This is a genomic window from Desulfovibrio sp. JY (assembly GCA_021730285.1).
Lineage (GTDB): Bacteria > Desulfobacterota > Desulfovibrionia > Desulfovibrionales > Desulfovibrionaceae > Solidesulfovibrio.
In genome coordinates this window covers 2,353,303-2,371,924 of sequence record CP082962.1, presented here as the reverse complement: position 1 = coordinate 2,371,924, position 18,622 = coordinate 2,353,303, and the positions used below count along the sequence as shown (strand labels likewise).

Genomic DNA, 18,622 nt, shown 5'->3' with positions numbered 1-18,622 from the left:
CCCCCATATGAACCATTTTTCATGAACTTCCGGGGAGTCGGGCGTTGCGTCGGCAAGGCCAAGTGACTAGAGGGGTACGGTCCGCCCTGCGGACCGCGCGCAACCCCAAAAGGAGTCTCCCCATGCCCGCAGCCAAGCGGCGCTTTCTGTCCGATTTGTGGAAGCTCACCAAACCCTATTGGAAAAGCGAGGAACGGCTCAAGTCCGGTCTGCTCCTGGCCGTCATCGTCGCCATGAGCCTCGGCATCGTCTACCTCAACGTGCTTTTCAACGAATGGAACAACCTCTTTTACAATTCCCTCCAGGAAAAAAACATCCAGGCCTTTTTCCGGCTCTTCGGCCGGTTCGCCATCCTGGCCACCATGTTCATCATCGTGGCCGTCTACCAGATCTACCTGCGTCAGATGCTGCAAATCCGCTGGCGGCGCTGGCTGACCCAGCGCTATACCGAACGCTGGCTCACGCCGCATAACGCCTACCGACTGCGCTTCGAGGGGGGGCTGACCGACAACCCCGACCAGCGCATCAGCGAGGACATCAACGGCTTCGTGGAGCAGACCCTGTCGCTGACGCTCGGGTTTCTCGAATCCGTGGTGTCGCTCGTCTCCTTTTCCGTCATTCTCTGGAATCTCTCCGGCGACATCCATATCCTGAACCTGCCCATCCCGGGCTCCATGCTCTGGGCCGCCCTGGTCTACGCCGGCGTGGGCTCGCTGCTGACCCATTACATCGGCCGTCCGCTCATTCGCCTGAACTTCTTCCAGCAGCGCTACGAGGCCGATTTCCGTTTCAACCTGGTGCGGGTGCGGGAAAACGCCGAGGCCATCGGGCTCTACGGCGGCGAGGGGCAGGAAGGCCGGGGACTCGGCGAACGCTTCAGCCACGTGGTGGCCAACTGGTGGGGCATCATGCGCCGGCAAAAGCGCCTGACCTGGTTTTCCGCCGGCTATTCCCAGGCGGCCATCATCTTTCCTTTCCTGGTGGCCGCGCCGCGCTATTTTTCCGGGGCCATCCACCTGGGCGGGCTCATGCAGACCGTCTCGGCCTTCGGCCACGTCCAGTCGGCCCTGTCCTGGTTCATCGACGCGTACACGCGTCTGGCCGCATGGAAAGCCACCGTGGACCGGTTGACCGGCTTCGAGGCGGCCCTGGAAGACCTTGCCACCCATGCCGAGGCGGGGCTGACCCGGCAGACCGCGCCGGCCGGGGCGGGCATGGCCCTTCGCGACGTGAGCCTGCGCCTGCCGGACGGCGACACGCTTTTGGCCGGAGCCTCGCTGACCCTGCCGCCGGGGGAACGCGTCATGCTGGCCGGGCCGTCCGGCTGCGGCAAGTCCACGCTGTTTCGGGCCATCGGCGGCCTTTGGCCCTATGCCGCCGGGGAACTGGCCATGCCCGAGCACGAACGGACGCTCTTTCTGCCCCAACGCCCCTACCTGCCCATCGCCACTCTGGCCGGGGCGGTGGCCTACCCGGACCCGCCCGAACGCTACGGCACGGACATGATCGCCACGACCCTGGCGGAATGCGGCCTGCCCCATCTGGTCGACCGGATCGGCGAGGAGCGCCACTGGTCCCAGGAGCTGTCCGTGGGCGAGCAGCAGCGCCTGGGCTTTGCCCGGGCCATCCTCTTGAAGCCACGCTGGCTTTTTTGTGACGAGGCTACCTCGGCCCTGGACGAGGCTTCCGAAAAGACCCTGTACGGCCTGCTTGTCGACCGGTTGCCGGACACGGCCATTTTGAGCATCGCCCACCGCCCGGCCCTGGCCGCCTTCCATCACCGGGTGGCCCGGTTCGTGCCGGCCGGAGAGGGAGCGACCTGGAGGCTGGACGAAACCGCGCTGGCCGCGCCACAATCGGCTCCGGCATGAACCCAACCGGCGCGATAGGCCTTTTCGCCCAGGCGACACTCTCCATCGTCATGGAGGCGCTGCCTTTCCTACTTTTGGGATCGGTGGCCTCGGGACTGGTCGAGGCCTACGTGCCGCGCGAACGCGTGGAGCGGCTTGTGCCCAAGGGGCGCATCGCCGCCACGCTCTTCGGCCTGGCCCTTGGCGCGGCCACGCCTTGCTGCGAGTGCGGCGTGGTCTACCTGGCCCGACGCCTCATGGGCAAGGGCGTGCCGGCCGGGGCGGCCGTCACCTTCATGCTGGCCGCGCCGGTCATCAATCCGGTCTCCATCCTGGCCACGCTGGTGGCCTTTCGGGGCGACCCGACCATGGCAATATGGCGCTGCCTGATCGTCGCCACGGCCGCGCTCGGCGTCGGGTTTCTGGCCGGCGGGGAAAAGGCCGAAGCGCTTGTAAAACCCCTGGCCGGGGGCGCGCCCGCCTGCGGCTGCGGCCATGACCACGGCGATAACGGCCCAGGGCACCACCACGACCATGCGCCCGCCACGGTCCCGGGCACGCCCTTCGGCTCCCTGGCCGACGCGCTGCCCGTCGCCGCCATGGCCCAGCATGCCCGGCGCGACAAGGCGGCCAGCGCCTTCACCCACGCCATGGCCGATTTCCTCAACATGGCCATGGTGCTCGTTTTCGGAGCCATGGCCGCGGCGGCCTTCAAGGCCTATATTCCGGCCCCTGTGGTCATGGCCATGGAAAACGACATGGCCCTGGCCATCCCGGGTATGATGGCCCTGGCCGTGGGGCTCTCACTTTGCTCCCAGGCCGATGCCTTCGTGGCCGCCTCGTTTTCCACCTTCCCCATGGCCGCGCGGCTGGCCTTTCTGGCCCTTGGCCCCATGCTCGACGTGAAGCTCGTGCTCATGTGGCGGCAGGTATTCACGCCACGGCTGGTGCGCCGGCTGGCCATCCTGCCGGCGGCGGTGGTCTTCGCCGCCTGCGTCGCCTTCGGCCTGGCCACCGGAGGCGCGTCGTGACCATCCGCCCGCGCGCCCTGCTCGCCCGCCTGGACGGACTGGCCTGGCTGGCCATGGCCGCCTTCATGGCCTACCTCGCCCTGGCCGGCGACTACTGGCACTACCTCAACCCCAAGTTCAAGCCCCTGACCCTAAGCGCCGCCGTGGTGCTGGCCGCCCTGGCCGTCTGGGCCCTGCTGCGCCCCGTGGCCAAGCCGAGCTTTGCCCGGGCTCTGGCCTATCTGGCCCTGGCCGCCATGGTCGTCATCAGCCAAAACTGGCTGCCGTTTTCCGCCGCCTCCCCCGACGTCGACGTCTTCGCCCTGCCGCCAAGGCTGCCCGCGCCGCCAAAGCCCGCCCCCGCGCTGACCCGCATGACGGTCGACGGCAAGGCCTACATCCCCATCAACACCGTGGAACTCCTGGACCTCGCCCACAACAAGCCGGCAGGGAAATGGACGCTGGCCTACGCCATGCGCGGCTTCGTCAAACGCGATCCTGTCCTCGACGCCAAGGGGGAATTCGTGTTGTGGCGGCTGGCCATCTGGTGCTGCTTCGCGGACAGCACGGCCACCGGCTTCAAGGTCAAGCTGCCCCCCGGCACGCCGCTGCCGCCCGACAAGAGCTGGCAGGTGGCCTACGGCCATCTGGCCGCCATGCCCGAGGACCAGCGCGGCGCGTACGCGCCGCCCGGCATGAGCTTCACGTCCATCTCCCCGGATGCGCTGTTCGTCGCCGACCGCGTCGCGCCAGCCGCCGTCGTGCCCGAGGAGGTCTGCGTGTTCGAATGGCGACCGGCCGAGCCCTATAACTATTGAGGCGGCGCTGCCCGGCCGCAGCGCGCGACCCACGACCCGGCTGTTTGGCGATTCCCCCTGGCCGCGCTGCCGCGACACGGTAACCGGCCTGCCTCAACCGCCTCTCGCCAGGGGCGGCCACGCGCCGCGCCGCCTGTCCGACGTTCGCCCCGCTCTTCCCCTCACGGCCTTGCCGCCGCGTCCGCTGTCCGCCCTACGGCCGCTTCCCGGCTGAAACAGACGATTTCATCAGACATGTTGCTCCTTTACATGTCGTCTTAACATGTAAGGCGCACCTTTACATGGCACAGGTCTTTTTCGTCTGTTGCTTCCAAGCAACTCCCTCTAAAATCGGAAGATTGCTCTCCACAAAACGTGGCATGCCTATTGCTAAGTGGATAAAAACACTGGAGTGAAAAGCATGGAACAACTCGAGCAAAAGATACTCATCGTCAATGGTGTTGAGAAAAACATAATAGCCGACCCCAATGCCTTTCTGGCCGACATTCTTCGCGAGCAATTGCATCTGACAGGCACCAAGATCGGCTGCGCACAGGGACAATGCGGCGCCTGCTCGGTCATCATCAACGGAAAGGTCGTGCGCTCCTGCATCACCAAAATGAGCCGCGTTCCCGAAAAAGCCCTGGTCACCACCATCGAGGGCATCGGCCAGCCCGGGGAGCTCCATCCCCTGCAACGCTCCTGGGTCAAACACGGGGCGGCCCAGTGCGGCTTTTGCTCCCCGGGATTTATCGTCTCGGCTAAGGGGCTCCTGGACGAAAACCCGAGCCCCAGCCGCGAAGACGTGCGCGACTGGTTTCAAAAGCACCGCAACGCCTGCCGCTGCACCGGCTACAAGCCCATCGTGGACGCGGTCATGGAAGCGGCGGGCGTCATGCGCGGCGAGGCCCCGGAGACGAGCCTCGATTTCGTCATGCCCGCCGACCGGCGCATCTGGGGCTCGTCCTACCCGCGTCCCACGGCCGAGGCCAAGGTCACGGGCACCCTCGATTACGGCGCGGACCTCGGCATCAAGATGCCGGACGGCACCCTGCACCTGGCCCTGGTCCAGGCCACGGTCCACCATGCCATGATCCGGGGCATCGACACGACCGAAGCGGAGAAGATGCCCGGCGTGTACCGGGTGCTCACGGCCAAGGACGTCAAGGGCAAAAACCGCATTTTCGGCCTGGTCAACCACCCGCGCCACAAGGGCGACGGCTGGGAACGGCCCATCTTGTGCGACGCCAAGATCTTCCAGTTCGGCGACGCCGTGGCCATCGTCTGCGCCGACACCGCCGCCCAGGCCAAGGCGGCCGCGGCCAAGGTGCGCCTCGACCTGGAGGAGCTGTCGGCCTACCTGACCCTGCCCGAGGCCATGGCCCCGGACGCCATCGAGATCCACCCCGGCACCCCCAACGTCTATTTCACCCAGCCGCTGGTCAAAGGCGAGGAGACGGCTCCCCTCTTCGCGCGCGACGACGTGGCCGTGGCCGAGGGCGAATTCCACACCAGCCGCCAGCCCCACATGCCCATCGAACCCGACGTCGGCTTCGCCTACATGGGCGAGGACGGCCTGCTCCACATCCACAGCAAGTCCATCGCCGTGCACCTGCACGCCCTCATGATCGCCGAAGGCATCGGGCTCACCCCGGACAAGATCGCCCTGGCCTCCAACCCCATGGGCGGCACCTTCGGCTACAAGCTGAGCCCCACCACCGAGGCCCTGCTCGCCGTGGCGGTCCTGGCCACCGGACGCCCGGCCTATCTGCGCTACGACTACTTCCAGCAGATGACCTACACCGGCAAGCGCTCGCCGTTTCACATCAAGGCCAAGATGGCGGCGGACAAGGCAACCGGCAAGATCGTGGCCCTGGAGCACGATTACTCCGTGGACCACGGCCCCTACTGCGAGATGGGCGACGTGCTGACCTTTCGCGGCATCGAATTCATCGGCGCGGGTTACGATATCCCGAACATCCGGGGCATGGGCCGCACCGTGGCCACCAACCACTGCTGGGGCGCGGCCTTTCGCGGCTTCGGCGGTCCCCAGTCCTTTTTCGCCGGCGAATCCCTGATGGACGAACTGGCGCTCAAACTCGGCCAGGACCCGCTGGAATTCAGGCTGGCCAACTGCTACCGGCCCGGTTCCACCACCCCCACCGGCCAGGAGCCCGACGTCTACTGCCTGCCGGAGATGTTCGAGGCCCTGCGGCCGCTGTACCGGGAAGCCAAGGCGCGGGCCGAAAAGGAATCCACCCCGGCCGTGAAAAAGGGCGTGGGCATCGCGGTCGGCGTCTACGGGGCCGGCGGCGACGGCGTGGAGCGGGCCGAGGTCTTCGTGCGGCTCGATCCCGACGACGGCGTCACGGTCGGCGCCTCCTGGGAGGATCACGGCCAGGGCGCGGACATCGGCGCCGTGGGCACGGCCCACGAGGCCCTGCGCCCCATGGGCGTCCCGCCGGAAAAAATCCGTTTCAGCTGGCCCGATTCGGCCAAGCAGCCCCCGGCCGGCCCGGCCGGAGCCTCCCGTTCCCAGGTCGTGGTCGGCGGGGCCATCCGCGTGGCCTGCGAGGCCCTGCTCGCCGCCGCCAAAAAGGAGGACGGCACGTACAGGACCCACGCCGAAATGACCGCCGCCGACAAGCCCACGCGATTCGACGGCGTCTACACCATCCCCGGCGTGCCCTGCGATCCCGAAACCGGGCTTGGCAGCCCCTTCTTGGTCTACATGTACGTCATCCACATGTCCGAGGTCTCGGTCGAAACCGCCACCGGCAAGGTGACCGTGGACCGCATGCGCTGCATGGCCGACATCGGCAGGATCAACAACCGGCTGGCCACCGACGGCCAGATATACGGCTGCATGGAGATCGGGGTGGGGCTGGCCCTGTCCGAGGACTTCGAGGACGTGAAAAAGCACTCCACCCTGGCCGGGGCCGGCTTCCCCTACATCCAGGGCGTGCCGGACGATCTGGAGATCGTCTACTTCGAGAACCATCCGCGCCAGTGGGGTCCCTTCGGCGCGGCCGGTTCCGGGGAAGGCCCCATGGTCAGTCCCCACGTGGCCATCATCAACGCCATCCGCCACGCCTGCGGCGCGCGCGTGACGACGCTGCCGGCCAGGCCGGAAACGGTGCTGGCCGCCATGGCCGCCGCCAACTGACGCAGCGGTCCCATCCCTGCGTCGGGGGCGATATGCGCCGGCCCCCGGCGCGGGAGCGAAAGGGAAATGTACGGCGCGGGATCGCGCCAGACGACGCTTCGCGGTCGCGCGCAAATAGCGGCCGCCGACGACAACCAAGCCAAAGGAGGCTTTTCATGTCCAACGTCACCGCTTTTCAACTGGCCGACATGCTCTTTACCGGTGCCGGAGCCCTGGAAAAAACGCCGGACGCGCTCAAGGCGGCCGGGGTGAAAAAACCGCTGGTCGTGACGGACAAGGGCATCGTGAAGGCCGGTCTGGCCAAGCGGGTGGAAGACGTGCTGACGGCGGCCGGCATCGCCTATGCCGTGTATGACGGCACCGTGGCCAACCCCACCGACGACAACGTCGACGAAGCCTTCGCCCTCTACGGCAAGGAAGGCTGCGACGGCCTGATCGGCCTTGGCGGCGGCAGCTCCATGGACACGGCCAAGGGCTGCGGCATCCTGGCCACCAGCGGCGGCCCCATCGACCAGTACCGGGGCATGGGCCTGCTGAAAGCGCCGCTGCCCTTTTTCGTGGCCATCCCCACCACGGCCGGCACCGGCTCCGAGTCGACCTCGGCCTCCATCATCACCAACACCCGGGGCGACCACCACTGGAAGATGGTCATCCTCGACGGCCGGCTTCTGCCCAAGGCGGCCATCATCGATCCGCTGCTCATGATGGGCCTGCCGCCCCACATCACCGCCTCCACGGGCATGGACGCCATGACCCACGCCATCGAGGCCTACATCTCCATCGGCGCCATGGAATACACCGATGCCCTGGCCATCGGCGCCATAAGGCTCATCTTCAAATACCTGCGCCGGGCCACGGGCAACGGCAACGATCTCGAGGCCCGGGAAAAGATGGCCTATGCCCAGACCATGGCCGGCATGGCCTTCACCAACGCGGGCCTCGGCATTGTCCATTCCCTGGCCCACCCGTTAAGCGCCTTTTACGGCATCTCCCACGGCGACGCCAACGCGTTGGCCCTGCCTACCTGCCTGGAATTCAACAAAATCGTCTGTCGGGAAAAGATGGCCGACATCGCCCGGGCGGCCGGGCTCACCGACCTGGGCCCCTACCCCGAAGACACGGCCGTGGACGCCATCCGGCGCTTAAGCGCCGATGTGCGCATCCCGGCCAGCGTCACCGAGGCCGCCGCCCGTATCGGGGCCAGGATCGACCCCAAGGACATCGGCCCCATGTCCAAGGACGCGCTCAACGAGCTCTCGACCATCACCACTCCCAGGGTGCCGACCCTGGCCGATGTCGAGGCGCTCTACAAACAGTGCTGGTAGCTGTGCCGGGCCGTGCGCGAACGGCCCCATGAAAGCCGCCTCCCGCCTCTCCGGCAGGGAGGGAGGCGGCGCTTCGGACAGGAGGAAGGCGTATGAACGGGAAAGCATCGTCAATCCCGACTCCAACCGCTGGTCCTTCAAGCAGGAGCTGGCCGTGGGCAAGCGGCTGGCCGACAAGGCCTAGCTGGAACACATCGCCAACGTGGAATTTCACGCCAGTAACGACCTGACCAAGGATTGCTTCGTGTCCGGCGACTACTCCTTCACCTCCGGCGCGGATACGACCTGGACGGGGCGGCCGGCCGCCCGGCGCGAAGCAAGGCTCTCCTGCAAAAGCCCCTGGGCTCGCGGCGGAGGGCCTTGACGCGCCGGATCTCCCCGGTCGCTAGCTGCGTCGACGCGCCCCGCTCCCCCAGTGGCGCGCGTCCCCCCTCATTTCCCCGCTGGTTCCAATACCGCTCCCTGGCAATGACTGCCGCCTGGTCACGCCGCTTTGCCGCCGATGCCGGCCAGATGCGGGCCAGACAGCTTTTTTTGCGCTATCCCCGCAAAGACATTGTGCAAACCACCCGCGACAGCAGCGCGAGACACCGGCAACTATCACGGAATGCCTTGCAGGCGTGCCACAAGAGGCGTATCCTGGAGTTGTATTCCATGCCGGGAAATCGAACGCGCTGCCTAGAAAAAAACCGGGAGCGCGTTGCAGCGGCAAAGAGACGCATTTCTTGTTTGACGCATGGGAGGAGGTGACCGATGCAAGCCTTGGCGTCCTTGGGGTCATCCCGCTATATTGATGAACGGATATTATCCGAATATGAAGAGCCGACGATCAGCAATTACTACAGCGGCCCGTTTTCCATCCTCAATGGGCTCAATTCCCTGTTTTGGGACAAGATAAGCACCACCCGCGCCCAATTTCACCGTGGCGAGCTCACCCACTCCCCCTCCATCCGCCCGAGCATCATGCGCTCCTGGCAAAGGTCGCGCGCGGCCCGCGTCCCGTCGGTCGGCGTGCCGATGGTGCTTCTCGATCACCATGAATTTCAGACAATCATCAAAAAAAACGAGTTTTTCGTCACCATCGCCGCGCGCATCATGGACGAACTTCTGGAAAACATCCTGCCGTCGAAAAGCTGCATCATCCTGACGGACGCCGACGGCGTGTACCTGCATACCATCGGCGCCGGGGAAGGCTTCGGCCGTGGCACGACCTGCCCCCTGCGCGGCCTGATCAGCCGGGAAACCGTGGACGGCACCACGGCCATGGGCCTTTGCCTGGAAGAAAAGGCCCCTGTGTGCGTGCTCGGCTGCGAGCATTACAATTCCCATTTCGACGGCTGGTCCTGCGCGGCCGCACCCATCTTCGACAACAAGGGCCATCTGGTCGGCAGCCTGTCCCTGACCCTGGAACGCGACACGTTCCACCAGCACACCTTCGGCCTGGTCATCGCGGCGGCCAGGGCCATCACCGAACAGATGCGCCTGCGCCGCCTGCTCCAGGAAGTCCAGACCCTGATGGAGCTCTTGGGCGAGGCCGTGGTGATGGTCGACGCCAACGGGGCGATCCGCCTGATAAACCGCTATGCCAAGCGCCTGTTCCACGTCCGGGAGGATGTCACGGGCCGGGACATGTCCGCCATCGCCACGGTCACGGGGGGCGACCCCATGCTGGTCCTCGGCAAAAGCGTCAAGGACGGCGAATGTTCCCTGCGCCTGGCCGACGGCACGCCGCAGCATTGCCTGTTCTCCACCTCGCCCACGCCCGAGGGCGGCCTGTGCGTGACCCTGCGCGAAAGCCGGCGCATGCACAAACTGGCCGGGCGCATCACCGGCGGCAAGGCGGTCTACGATTTTTCGGACATCAAAGGCGACGCCCCGGCCATGGAGCAGGCCCTGCGTCTGGCCCGGGTGGCCAGCGGCAATGCCATGACCACCCTGATCCTCGGCGAATCCGGCGTGGGCAAGGAGCTTTTCGCCCAGGCCATCCACAACGGCGGCTCCCGGCGCGACCAGCCTTTTGTCGTGGTCAACTGCGGGGCCATCCCCCGCGACCTGGTGCAAAGCGAACTGTTCGGCTACGAGGCCGGAGCCTTTACGGGAGCCAACCGGCAGGGCGCGCCGGGCAAGTTCGAACTGGCCGACGGCGGCACCCTCTTCCTCGACGAGATCGGCGACATGCCGCTGTCCGCCCAGGTGAGCCTCTTGCGGGTGCTCCAGGAGGGCGAAGTGACCCGTGTCGGCGGGAAACGCCCGACAAGGGTGGATGTGCGGGTCGTGGCGGCCACCCATCGCGACCTGACCGCCGCCGTAAAGAACGGCACCTTCCGCCAGGATCTCTATTACCGCCTCAACATCCTGGTCATCACCGTTCCGCCCCTGCGTCGCCGCCAGGAAGACATCGCCGCCCTGGCCCGCTTCTTCCTGCAAAAAACCGCCAAGAGCCTGCACAGGCAGGTGACCAAATTCGCCCCCGAGGCCATGGAATGGCTCCTGTCCTACTCCTGGCCCGGCAATGTGCGGGAATTGGAAAACCTGGTGGAGCGCATGACGGTGGTGGCCGAGGGGGCGCGCATCGAGCTGGCGGACCTGCCACCGGAATGCCTCCGGGGCGCATCATGCCCGCCGGCCGGGAAAGCCCCGGAATCCGGCCTTGGGGGCGATACGGGCACGCAGGGCCTGGCCGATGCGCTTCGCGCGGCCAAGGGGAACGTACGGGCCGCGGCCAAGGAGCTGGGGGTGTCGCGGGTGACGCTTTACGCGCGCATCAAGCGCTGCGGCCTGGACCTGGAGGCCATTCGCGGCGCGCTGTAACGCGTGGGGCGATACCCGCGTCGCGGGATACATGTTGGGCGAGAAAAAGGGCTCACGGCTTTTTTGGCGGTGAGCCCTTGAACTTGGCTGACGTCCCCAGTGGAAACGACGCGCCACGATGGGCAATCCTCGCCGGGAGCCGTTTTTCATGGCGCGACGAACAACGACAGCAGCCAAATATACAGAGCCGAGACCGCAAGTTGGCAACCGGCGATGGGAATGCCGTATCGCATGAACGAGACGAACGGCACGGGCTTGCCGTAGCTGGCGCTGATGCCAACGGCCACGAGTGTGGCCGAGGAGCCGATGAGGGTGGCATTGCCGCCGAGGGTGCCGCCGAACATCATCCCCGCGAAGATGGGCAGCGACGCCGGCGGCCAATCGGCATAGCCGTAGCCCAGGGCCAGCTCGGGAACCACCTTGGCCATGACCAGATAGCCTTTGGCCAAAAGGATCGCCGCGGCAACGACAGGGATATTGGCCAAAAACCCGGAAAGCAGCCCGATGGACGCGAGCAGCACGAGGGCCGCTTCCAGGATATGGTCGCCCAAAGCGGCGTACAGCGCCCGGGACAGGCCGCTCATGAGGCCGGTTTTGGTAATCTCCTCGACAAAGCACATCATGCAGAAAATAAAAATCAGTGTGCGCCAGTCGATGTCCCGAAAGACGGCTTCCGTGGGTTCGTAGCGGGAGATGTGCAGCGCCAAAAGCGCCAGGCTCGCGCCGATGATGGCCGCGCTTGGCGCAATGATGGCAACGGGCAGGAACTCGCCGACGAGAAACAGGAGGACCATGACCGCCAGGGCGCCAAGGGACAGAAGGCAGAATCCCGGACGGGCGACGGGCTTGGGCCGCAGGTTTGGGGAAAGGTCCCGGCGCGTCTTCCAGAGCGGCCTAAACAGCCACGGCATGAGCGGAATCACGATAAGGATGCTCAGCAAGCCGCCAGCGCTGATTTTTTGGAGGTAACGCAGAAAGGACAGGCCGGCCGCCTGCCCGACCAGAAAGGTCGCCGGATCGCCGACCAGGGTGAGGAGGCCGGCCGCGTTGCTGATGATGGCCGTGAGAATGAGCGGCCCGGTAAAATCCGCGTCCAGTTCCTCGCAAACCTGTATGACGAGGGGAGCGATGAGGATGACCGCCGTGGCGTTGGGCAAAATGGCGCAGACCAGGGAGGTCAGCGCGGTCAAAAGCAGGAGGAAGCGACGTCCGCTGCCCCTTGTCAGGATGAGAAAGCGCGTGCCCAGGTTTTCGAAGACGCCGGTCGGCGCAAGCACCCGGGCCACCACCATGCCGCCGAACAAAAGCGCCAGGGAGCCGGACGAGGACTTGACGGCGCTCAGGACGTCGGCGTGGGTGAGCTGGCCGCCGACGGTCAGCACGCACAGGCCAAGGAGCGCGATCAGCGTCATGTCCGCGACGCCGAGTGCGATGCAGACGATGACCAGCCCGAACACGACGGTGATGACAAGCGTTTGCGCATCCAGCATGGCGGGGTTTCCGGCGTTTGGCGTTTGAGGAGATGGATGGCGATCAGAAATTGGGTGGAATCATCAGGCCCCCCTGGGACCAGAGGCGGTTGGGCCCCCGTTCCAAATGCAGGGGGCTGTCGGGTCCCAGATTGCGCGCGAACATCTCGCCGTAGTTGCCGACCGCGGCCACGACGCGTGCGGCCCAGCCGGGCTCGATGCCGAGCGGCTTGGCCAGGATGTCGGATTTGCGCAGATAAACTTCCTTGGCCGAGGACATGGGCGCGCCGGGCGTGAAATCCGCTTGCCCGAGGCCGAATTCCTCGGCCAGAAGCAGGGTCGCCCAGATGGTTTCCACGAGCTGCCGCCAGGCGTCGTCCCCCTGGCACACGGCCGGGGAAAGCGGGGCCATGGTGGAGTCGTCCTCGATAATGCCATAGGCATCCTTCCCCCCGGGGGCGCCCAGGCGCATGGAGGCCAGGAGCACGGCATCGCTGGCGTAGCCCTGGCACTCGCCCCGCAAAAAGGCCTCGCGCGCCTGCTCGTCGCTGTCGAAGCCGACCTTGTCGATATGCAGTTTCCAGCGCATGGCCCAGTAAAGCAGGGACGCGTCCTGGGTCGAATCCTTGACCACGCAGATTTTCGTGTTGTCGAGAGCGGCGATGTCCGCCATGCCGCTTTCCGCCCTGACCAAAACGCCCTGGGAGCTGTAGACGAGCGGGCCCGTGAACACGATGCCGAGACGCACCTCGCGCCCCAGGGCCCAGGTGGTGTTGCGGGCCAGGATGTCGACTTCCCCGCTCATCAGGGCGGGGAACCGGGCCAGCGTCGGTAAGGCCTGGTATGAGACGCGCGTTCCCTCTCCGACCGCGGCGGCCACGGCGCGGCAAAAATCCACATCCACGCCGCTCCAACGGCCCTGCGCGTCCTTTTCGGAAAAACCCGGGATGCCGGTACTGACGCCGCAACGCACCAGCCTGGAGGATTTGACCGAGTCCAGGGTTTCACCGGCCATGGCCGTGCCGGCCATGAGCCACAACAGACAGAAAAACTGCACTATGCGTCGCATTGCGTCCTCTTGAGGGAAGTAGAGGAAGTTATCCTGCCGCCTCGCGGCAAAGTCAATATGCGGCGCCGTTGTTCCTCTCAAAAGTAACGGCGGCACGGCCCTAATTCTCCAGACGACGCAACAGTTGTCGGGCTTCCTGGTGGTCCGGGGCAAGACGCAGGAGACGCTCGGCCAGCTCCCTGGCCTTGTCCGTCCGCCCCGTGCGCAGGTAAAGCCCGGCCAGGGCGGCGAAGGCCTGCCGGTCCCCGGGGGTAAGCTCCAAAGCCCGCGAAAACGCCCGCTCCGCCCGCGTTGGCTCCCTAAGCACCAGCAGCACCTGCCCCAGATTGTAGGAGGCGCGGCCGTAGTCCATGCCCATCGCGGCGCGCTCCAGATAGTGCTCCGCTTCCTTGTACTTGCCCATCTCGGCCAGCAGCAGTCCCAGCGAATACGACACTTCATACAGTTCGGGATGTTGCAGCAGGACTTCCTTCAAGAGCCGTTCGGCTTCCTTGTTTTTCCCCTGCCCGTTCAACAGCATGGCCAGATTGACCTGGGCCGGGTAGAACTGGGAATCGATGGCAATGGCTTTTTCATACTCGCGGATGGCCGTCGGCACATCGTGCAGGTTGGCGGCCAGGTTGCCGAGATTGTAGCGCTCCGGAGCGAGGTCGGCGTTGTACCGCATGGCTTGCCGGTAGTCGCCGAGGGCCTGGCGAAAGGCCTCCCGGTCGTCCGGGCGCAGGCGGTCTTCCGGCAGGGCGGAGAGCATCATGGCCGCTTCCATGCGCACCGCCTTGACCGGATCGTAAAGCTTGGGCGCGATGCGCCTGAGCCGCGTTTCGGGGTCGAAGTACTCCAGGCTGCGGATGGCGGTGTAGCGGATCAGGGCGTCCGGGTCGTCGAGCCCCTTGGCCAGGCAGTCATGGCTGGCCGGGTTGGGATAGGCACGCAACAGCCCCAGGGCCGTGGCCCGGACGATGGTCGGCAACAGCGGGTCCCCGGCCAGGCGGATCAGGTCCGCCTCGGCCTCCGGCTTCCGGGCGCGGCCGGCGGCGAAGACCGTCCCGTACTGGGGCTTTCGCGTCTCGCCGTACCATTTCGTGCAGGCGTCGATATTCCAGGCCAGACTCTTGTCCGCATGGCAGCCCTTGGCCATGCAGGCGTTGGGGGTGTCGATCCTGGCGCTTAAGTCCGGACGTGGCACGCGCAGGCTGTGGTCCGGGCGGTAGTCGATGCCCATGTAGTATCGGCCGGGCATGTGGCACTTGACGCACAGGTGCCCGTCGCTCGGCTTTCCCTCGTACACGTCCTTATGGAAATGGTGCTCCTTGGTGTCGTAGACAGCGGCCCGGTGGCACTGGGTGCACACGGCGTTGCCTTCCTTGTGGAGCTTGCCGCTATGCACGTCGTGACAATCGCTGCACCGAACGCCGCGCTGGTGCATCTTGCTTTGGGCAAAGGAGCCGTAGACGTAATCCTCGGCCAAAATCTGGCCGTCGGGGTAGTAGACCCCTTCGTTTAAAAGCTCCGGCACCATGAGGTCGAGCAGCTCGCCCTGGACATGGCGGTTGTCGCCGAGCTGGAAGCGCCGGGAATGGCAGGGCGCGCACAGCCGTATCTGCTCGTCGGCGGTGACGTTTCCCGTGCGCACGGTGAGGCCGAAATTGTCGGTCCGGCTTCGGGCCAAAGGCGGCAGATCGGCCCAGGCGAGGTGTTTGGAACCCGGGCCATGGCAGGCCTCGCAGCCCACGGTGATCTCGGACCAGGTGGTCTGGTAGTCGCCTGTTTCGGGATCGTAGCCCTTGGTCACGTTGGTCGAGTGGCACTCGGCGCACATGGCGTTCCAGGTCTGCCCGCCGCCGGTCCAATGCAGCCAGTCGCCCGGCGGGACCACGTCATAGGGCGGCAGGCGGTACCAGGTCTTTTTGTCCACGTCCCAGGCGATGTTGAGGCATTGGAGCCGGCCGCCGGGAAAGGGCACGAGGTACTGCTGCAAGGGGCGCGCGCCAAAGGTGTAGGCGATCCGGAACTGCCCGGGCTTGCCGTCCGGGCCTTCGGTTTCGACGTAATATTTGCCGTCCTTGCGGAAAAAGCGCGACGTGACGTGGCTGTAGGGATCGGTGAAGCTGACGTTGCCGAAATCGCCGAGCACCGTGTCCTCGCCGGCTTCGGCCATGGCCAGGCGGTGGTCGGAACCGAGCCATTTCTTATACTCCGTCTCGTGGCATTTCCGGCATTTTTCGCTACCGACGAAGGCGGCCGGCCTGTCCTTGGGCGGGGGCGTTCCCGGGCCGAAGACGAGCAGATAGAGCAACGGCGAGGCCAGGATGATCCCGGCGGCGAAAAGGGCCGCCCGTTCCCAGGGTTTGGTGTTGTCCGTGGCCGGCGTCATGGCATGCTGTCGCTTGGGGTTGGCATGGCGTCAGATCCGGGCGGCCTGATCCGGTTCGAAGCGGTCCCGGCGGCGCGGGGCGGCCACGTCTACCTTTACCAGGCCGTTTTCGATGCGCACCGGGTAACAGTCCAGGGGCCTCGGGGCGGGGGCGCTTAGGACCTCGCCGGCCAGATTGAAGCTCGAACCGTGGCAGGGACACTGGAAGCGACTTTTTTCCGCGTCCCAATGGATCGAGCAGCCCAGGTGCGTGCAGGTGCGCGACAGGGCCAGAAAACCGCCGTCGGGCAGGCGCGCCAGGAAGAACTGGCCGCTTGGGATGGCGGTCACCGTGTCCGGCGAAAAGGTGTCGACCGATCCGGCGGTGACGATGCGCGCCCCGGCGGCCTTGGCGCTTCGCTCCTTGCGGGCCAGCAGAAACGAGACGCCGACCCAGCAGAATTCCGCCACGGCGGCGAGTCCGATCATGGCCCACAGCCAGCCGAAAAACCGGCGGCGGCCGGGTTCGACCGGGGCATTCTCCATGGCCGGCGTCGCCTCTTTGCTTTTGCGCTTCATGGTGTCCTACGCGCCTCCTTGCGCCACAGGCCAGACAAGGCGCATCTCCGGGCCGCGAAACCAGACGCCGACGACCGTGCACACGACAAGCCCGGCCAGGGCCAGGCACAGACAGGCCATCACGGCTTCGGCCCGGGTCGCGCCCCATGTTTTGACCAGCAACCGATACGCGCCCGCCAGTACGGCAAGCACGAGGAGCGTGGGCAAAAGGCCCCGGGTGATCCAGGCGCTGGCGGCCGGCCCGGCGGCGACGGGCAGGAAATTGTCCAGCAGGATGGCCCCGGCGGTAAAAAGCAGGCCGGCCGCAGCCATCCAGGCGGCCAGACGCCGGCCGCGCGGCGAGCCGAACCAGTCCCCGGGCGGCAGGGCGCTGCCGGGCCAAAAGGGCACGGCCAGCAAGGCCGCCGCGCCGAGAAGCGGCCAGACGCAGACGGCGAAAACCGGATCGAGATGGAGCAGGAGTTCCTGGAAGCCCTGGAAATACCACGGCGCCTTGGCCGGATTGGGGCTCAGCGCGGGATTGGCCTGGGCCAGAAGCGGCGCGTCCCAGACCATGGCGACAAGGAGCACGCAAGCGATCAGCCACAGACCAACGGCCGCCTCCCGCACGAGCAGATGCGGCACGGTCGGCAGGCGCGGATCGCCCTCCTCCCCGGGGCGGACAAGCCCTCCGGCCCGGCGGACCAGCCAGAAGTGCCAGAAGGAAAAGGCGACCAGCAGACCGGGCACGGCCGCTACATGGAGCACGAAGAAGTTGGCCAGGGTCGGTTGACTGATGTCCGTCCCGCCCCGGAACAGTTCCAGCAGCCACTGCCCGCCAAGGGGCACGTAGCCGAGCATGCTGGTGCAGATGGTCACGGCCCAGTAGGCGAGCTGGTCCCAGGGAAGCAGGTAGCCGGTGAAATTGGCGGCCAGGACAAGGGCAAAAAGCACCAGGCCGATGATCCAGTTGAGCCGCCGGCCCGGGCCGAACGCGCCGGTCGCCGCCACGCGGAAAAGGTGCAGCAGGGCGACGGCCACCAGCAGGTTGGCGCTGGCGTGGTGGATGTTGCGGACAAAGCGACCGAAGGGGACCTCCCGGGTGATGACCAGGATCGAACCATAGGCCGCGTCGGTTTCGGGGCGGTAGGCCAAAAGCAGCAGGAGGCCCGTGGCGAAAAGCAGCCCGGTAAGTGTCACGGCCATGCCGCCAAGGCCGAAACTCAGACGGAAGCGCAACGTCGCGGCGGGCACGCTTGGCGGATGCAGGTGCAGGATCAGGTCCGTGACGGATTTCCGGGAAGACGCCATGCGGCAAGAAACCTCTTGGGCGACCGGGCGGCAAATGGCCATGCGAACGTCACGCCCGACAACGCCGGACGTGGCCAGGGGAAATCGTGGACCCTGCGCGTTCCTCCGGCCTTGCCCTATTTTTTCACGGAAGGATAGATGACGTTCCAATCGTGCTTCATGTCCACGATGTTCCACCCGCTACGAAAAGCTGGCCCAGACCTTCCTTGCCATGGTCACCATCGCAGCGTGCCGCATCTGACTCCGGTGATTTGGAAACAGGCCCCAGCGGCTGTCAGGTTATATGCCAGGAAATCTGACAAAAAAACAGGCTACCGGCAGGATTGTTGGCATGCGTAGCATCGCCCGAGGGGCGCGGAGGCGCACTGCTTCAGGCGTTTCGCTTCTCCTCTGCTCCGGCACGGTCCATGCATTACCTCGGCAACCATAACGCTAGGCGTATGCAGCAAAATAGGATGCAGAGCCGGGCCAGAGCGTTGGGAAAACAAAATCGCATGAAGGAGAAAAAGATGAAGCGGGCGTACCTTAATGGATATATTGCCATGGCGTTGTTTACCATGGTGGCTGGCCTGTGTGTACTCATCCCCAATAAATCTGAAGCAAAGCGCTGTGCGGCCATCATTTATGAACATATAGATTACGGAGGAAGCAGGCAATGTTTGCAAGAAGGGAGCTACAATGTAGACGATCTTGATATCGGAAATGATATGCTCAGTTCGATAAAAGTCAGAGACGGAAACACTGTTTATTTATTTGAGCATAAGAATTACAGTGGAAGAAGAGCTACGGTAACGAGCAATCATCGATATGTCGGAGACAGATGGAACGATATAACTTCGTCCATTATCGTTGAGTAGTATTGCAAACTATTGCGCCATCCCGAACGGGGCCTGGGATAAAATC

At 65.5% G+C, this 18,622-nt stretch carries 12 protein-coding genes and 1 pseudogene; 8 read left to right on the top strand and 5 right to left on the bottom strand.

The window, feature by feature from the left end:
- Nucleotides 1-122: 122 nt before the first annotated feature.
- From K9F62_10655 to K9F62_10625, 7 genes and pseudogenes are all read left to right on the top strand, one after another.
- Nucleotides 123-1,871, top strand: coding sequence for an ABC transporter ATP-binding protein/permease (locus tag K9F62_10655; protein ID UJX39196.1), 1,749 nt, complete (start codon nt 123-125; stop codon nt 1,869-1,871).
- A complete protein-coding gene (locus K9F62_10650; protein ID UJX39195.1) occupies nt 1,868-2,881 on the top strand; it encodes a permease in 1,014 nt (337 codons plus the stop codon). The genes K9F62_10655 and K9F62_10650 overlap by 4 nt, the downstream gene beginning before the upstream one ends.
- The gene (locus K9F62_10645; protein ID UJX39194.1) at nt 2,878-3,678 is read left to right on the top strand and encodes a DUF1980 domain-containing protein; all 801 of its coding nucleotides are present in this window, start codon (nt 2,878-2,880) and stop codon (nt 3,676-3,678) included. Before K9F62_10650 ends, K9F62_10645 begins: the two co-directional genes overlap by 4 nt.
- A gap of 400 nt (nt 3,679-4,078) precedes the next feature.
- On the top strand, nt 4,079-6,823 hold the full coding sequence (locus K9F62_10640) for a molybdopterin-dependent oxidoreductase (GenBank protein UJX39193.1): 2,745 nt from the start codon (nt 4,079-4,081) through the stop codon (nt 6,821-6,823).
- A gap of 155 nt (nt 6,824-6,978) precedes the next feature.
- Nucleotides 6,979-8,148, top strand: a complete 1,170-nt coding sequence (locus K9F62_10635) for an iron-containing alcohol dehydrogenase (protein UJX39192.1) — start codon at nt 6,979-6,981, stop codon at nt 8,146-8,148.
- Nucleotides 8,149-8,239: 91 nt separating this feature from the next.
- Nucleotides 8,240-8,434 (top strand): annotated as a pseudogene (locus tag K9F62_10630) (transporter).
- A 467-nt stretch (nt 8,435-8,901) separates the two neighbouring features.
- Nucleotides 8,902-10,959, top strand: coding sequence for a sigma-54-dependent Fis family transcriptional regulator (locus tag K9F62_10625; protein UJX39191.1), 2,058 nt, complete (start codon nt 8,902-8,904; stop codon nt 10,957-10,959).
- A 146-nt stretch (nt 10,960-11,105) separates the two neighbouring features.
- Here the strand turns inward: K9F62_10625 and K9F62_10620 are convergent, their stop codons facing one another.
- From K9F62_10620 to K9F62_10600, 5 genes are all read right to left on the bottom strand, one after another.
- Nucleotides 11,106-12,449 (bottom strand): hypothetical protein, encoded by a 1,344-nt coding sequence (locus K9F62_10620; protein UJX39190.1) that lies wholly within the window; start codon nt 12,447-12,449, stop codon nt 11,106-11,108.
- 43 nt (nt 12,450-12,492) lie between these two features.
- Nucleotides 12,493-13,497, bottom strand: a complete 1,005-nt coding sequence (locus K9F62_10615) for a transporter substrate-binding domain-containing protein (GenBank protein UJX39189.1) — start codon at nt 13,495-13,497, stop codon at nt 12,493-12,495.
- 100 nt (nt 13,498-13,597) lie between these two features.
- The gene (locus K9F62_10610) at nt 13,598-15,871 is read right to left on the bottom strand and encodes a tetratricopeptide repeat protein (GenBank protein ID UJX39188.1); all 2,274 of its coding nucleotides are present in this window, start codon (nt 15,869-15,871) and stop codon (nt 13,598-13,600) included.
- A gap of 30 nt (nt 15,872-15,901) precedes the next feature.
- Nucleotides 15,902-16,429 (bottom strand): Rieske (2Fe-2S) protein, encoded by a 528-nt coding sequence (locus tag K9F62_10605; GenBank protein ID UJX39187.1) that lies wholly within the window; start codon nt 16,427-16,429, stop codon nt 15,902-15,904.
- 6 nt (nt 16,430-16,435) lie between these two features.
- Complete coding sequence (locus K9F62_10600) at nt 16,436-17,719, bottom strand: cytochrome b N-terminal domain-containing protein (protein ID UJX39186.1); 1,284 nt, start codon at nt 17,717-17,719, stop codon at nt 16,436-16,438.
- 509 nt (nt 17,720-18,228) lie between these two features.
- Between K9F62_10600 and K9F62_10595 the strand changes: the two genes are divergently transcribed.
- Complete coding sequence (locus tag K9F62_10595; protein UJX39185.1) at nt 18,229-18,576, top strand: beta/gamma crystallin family protein; 348 nt, start codon at nt 18,229-18,231, stop codon at nt 18,574-18,576.
- Nucleotides 18,577-18,622 lie beyond the last annotated feature (46 nt).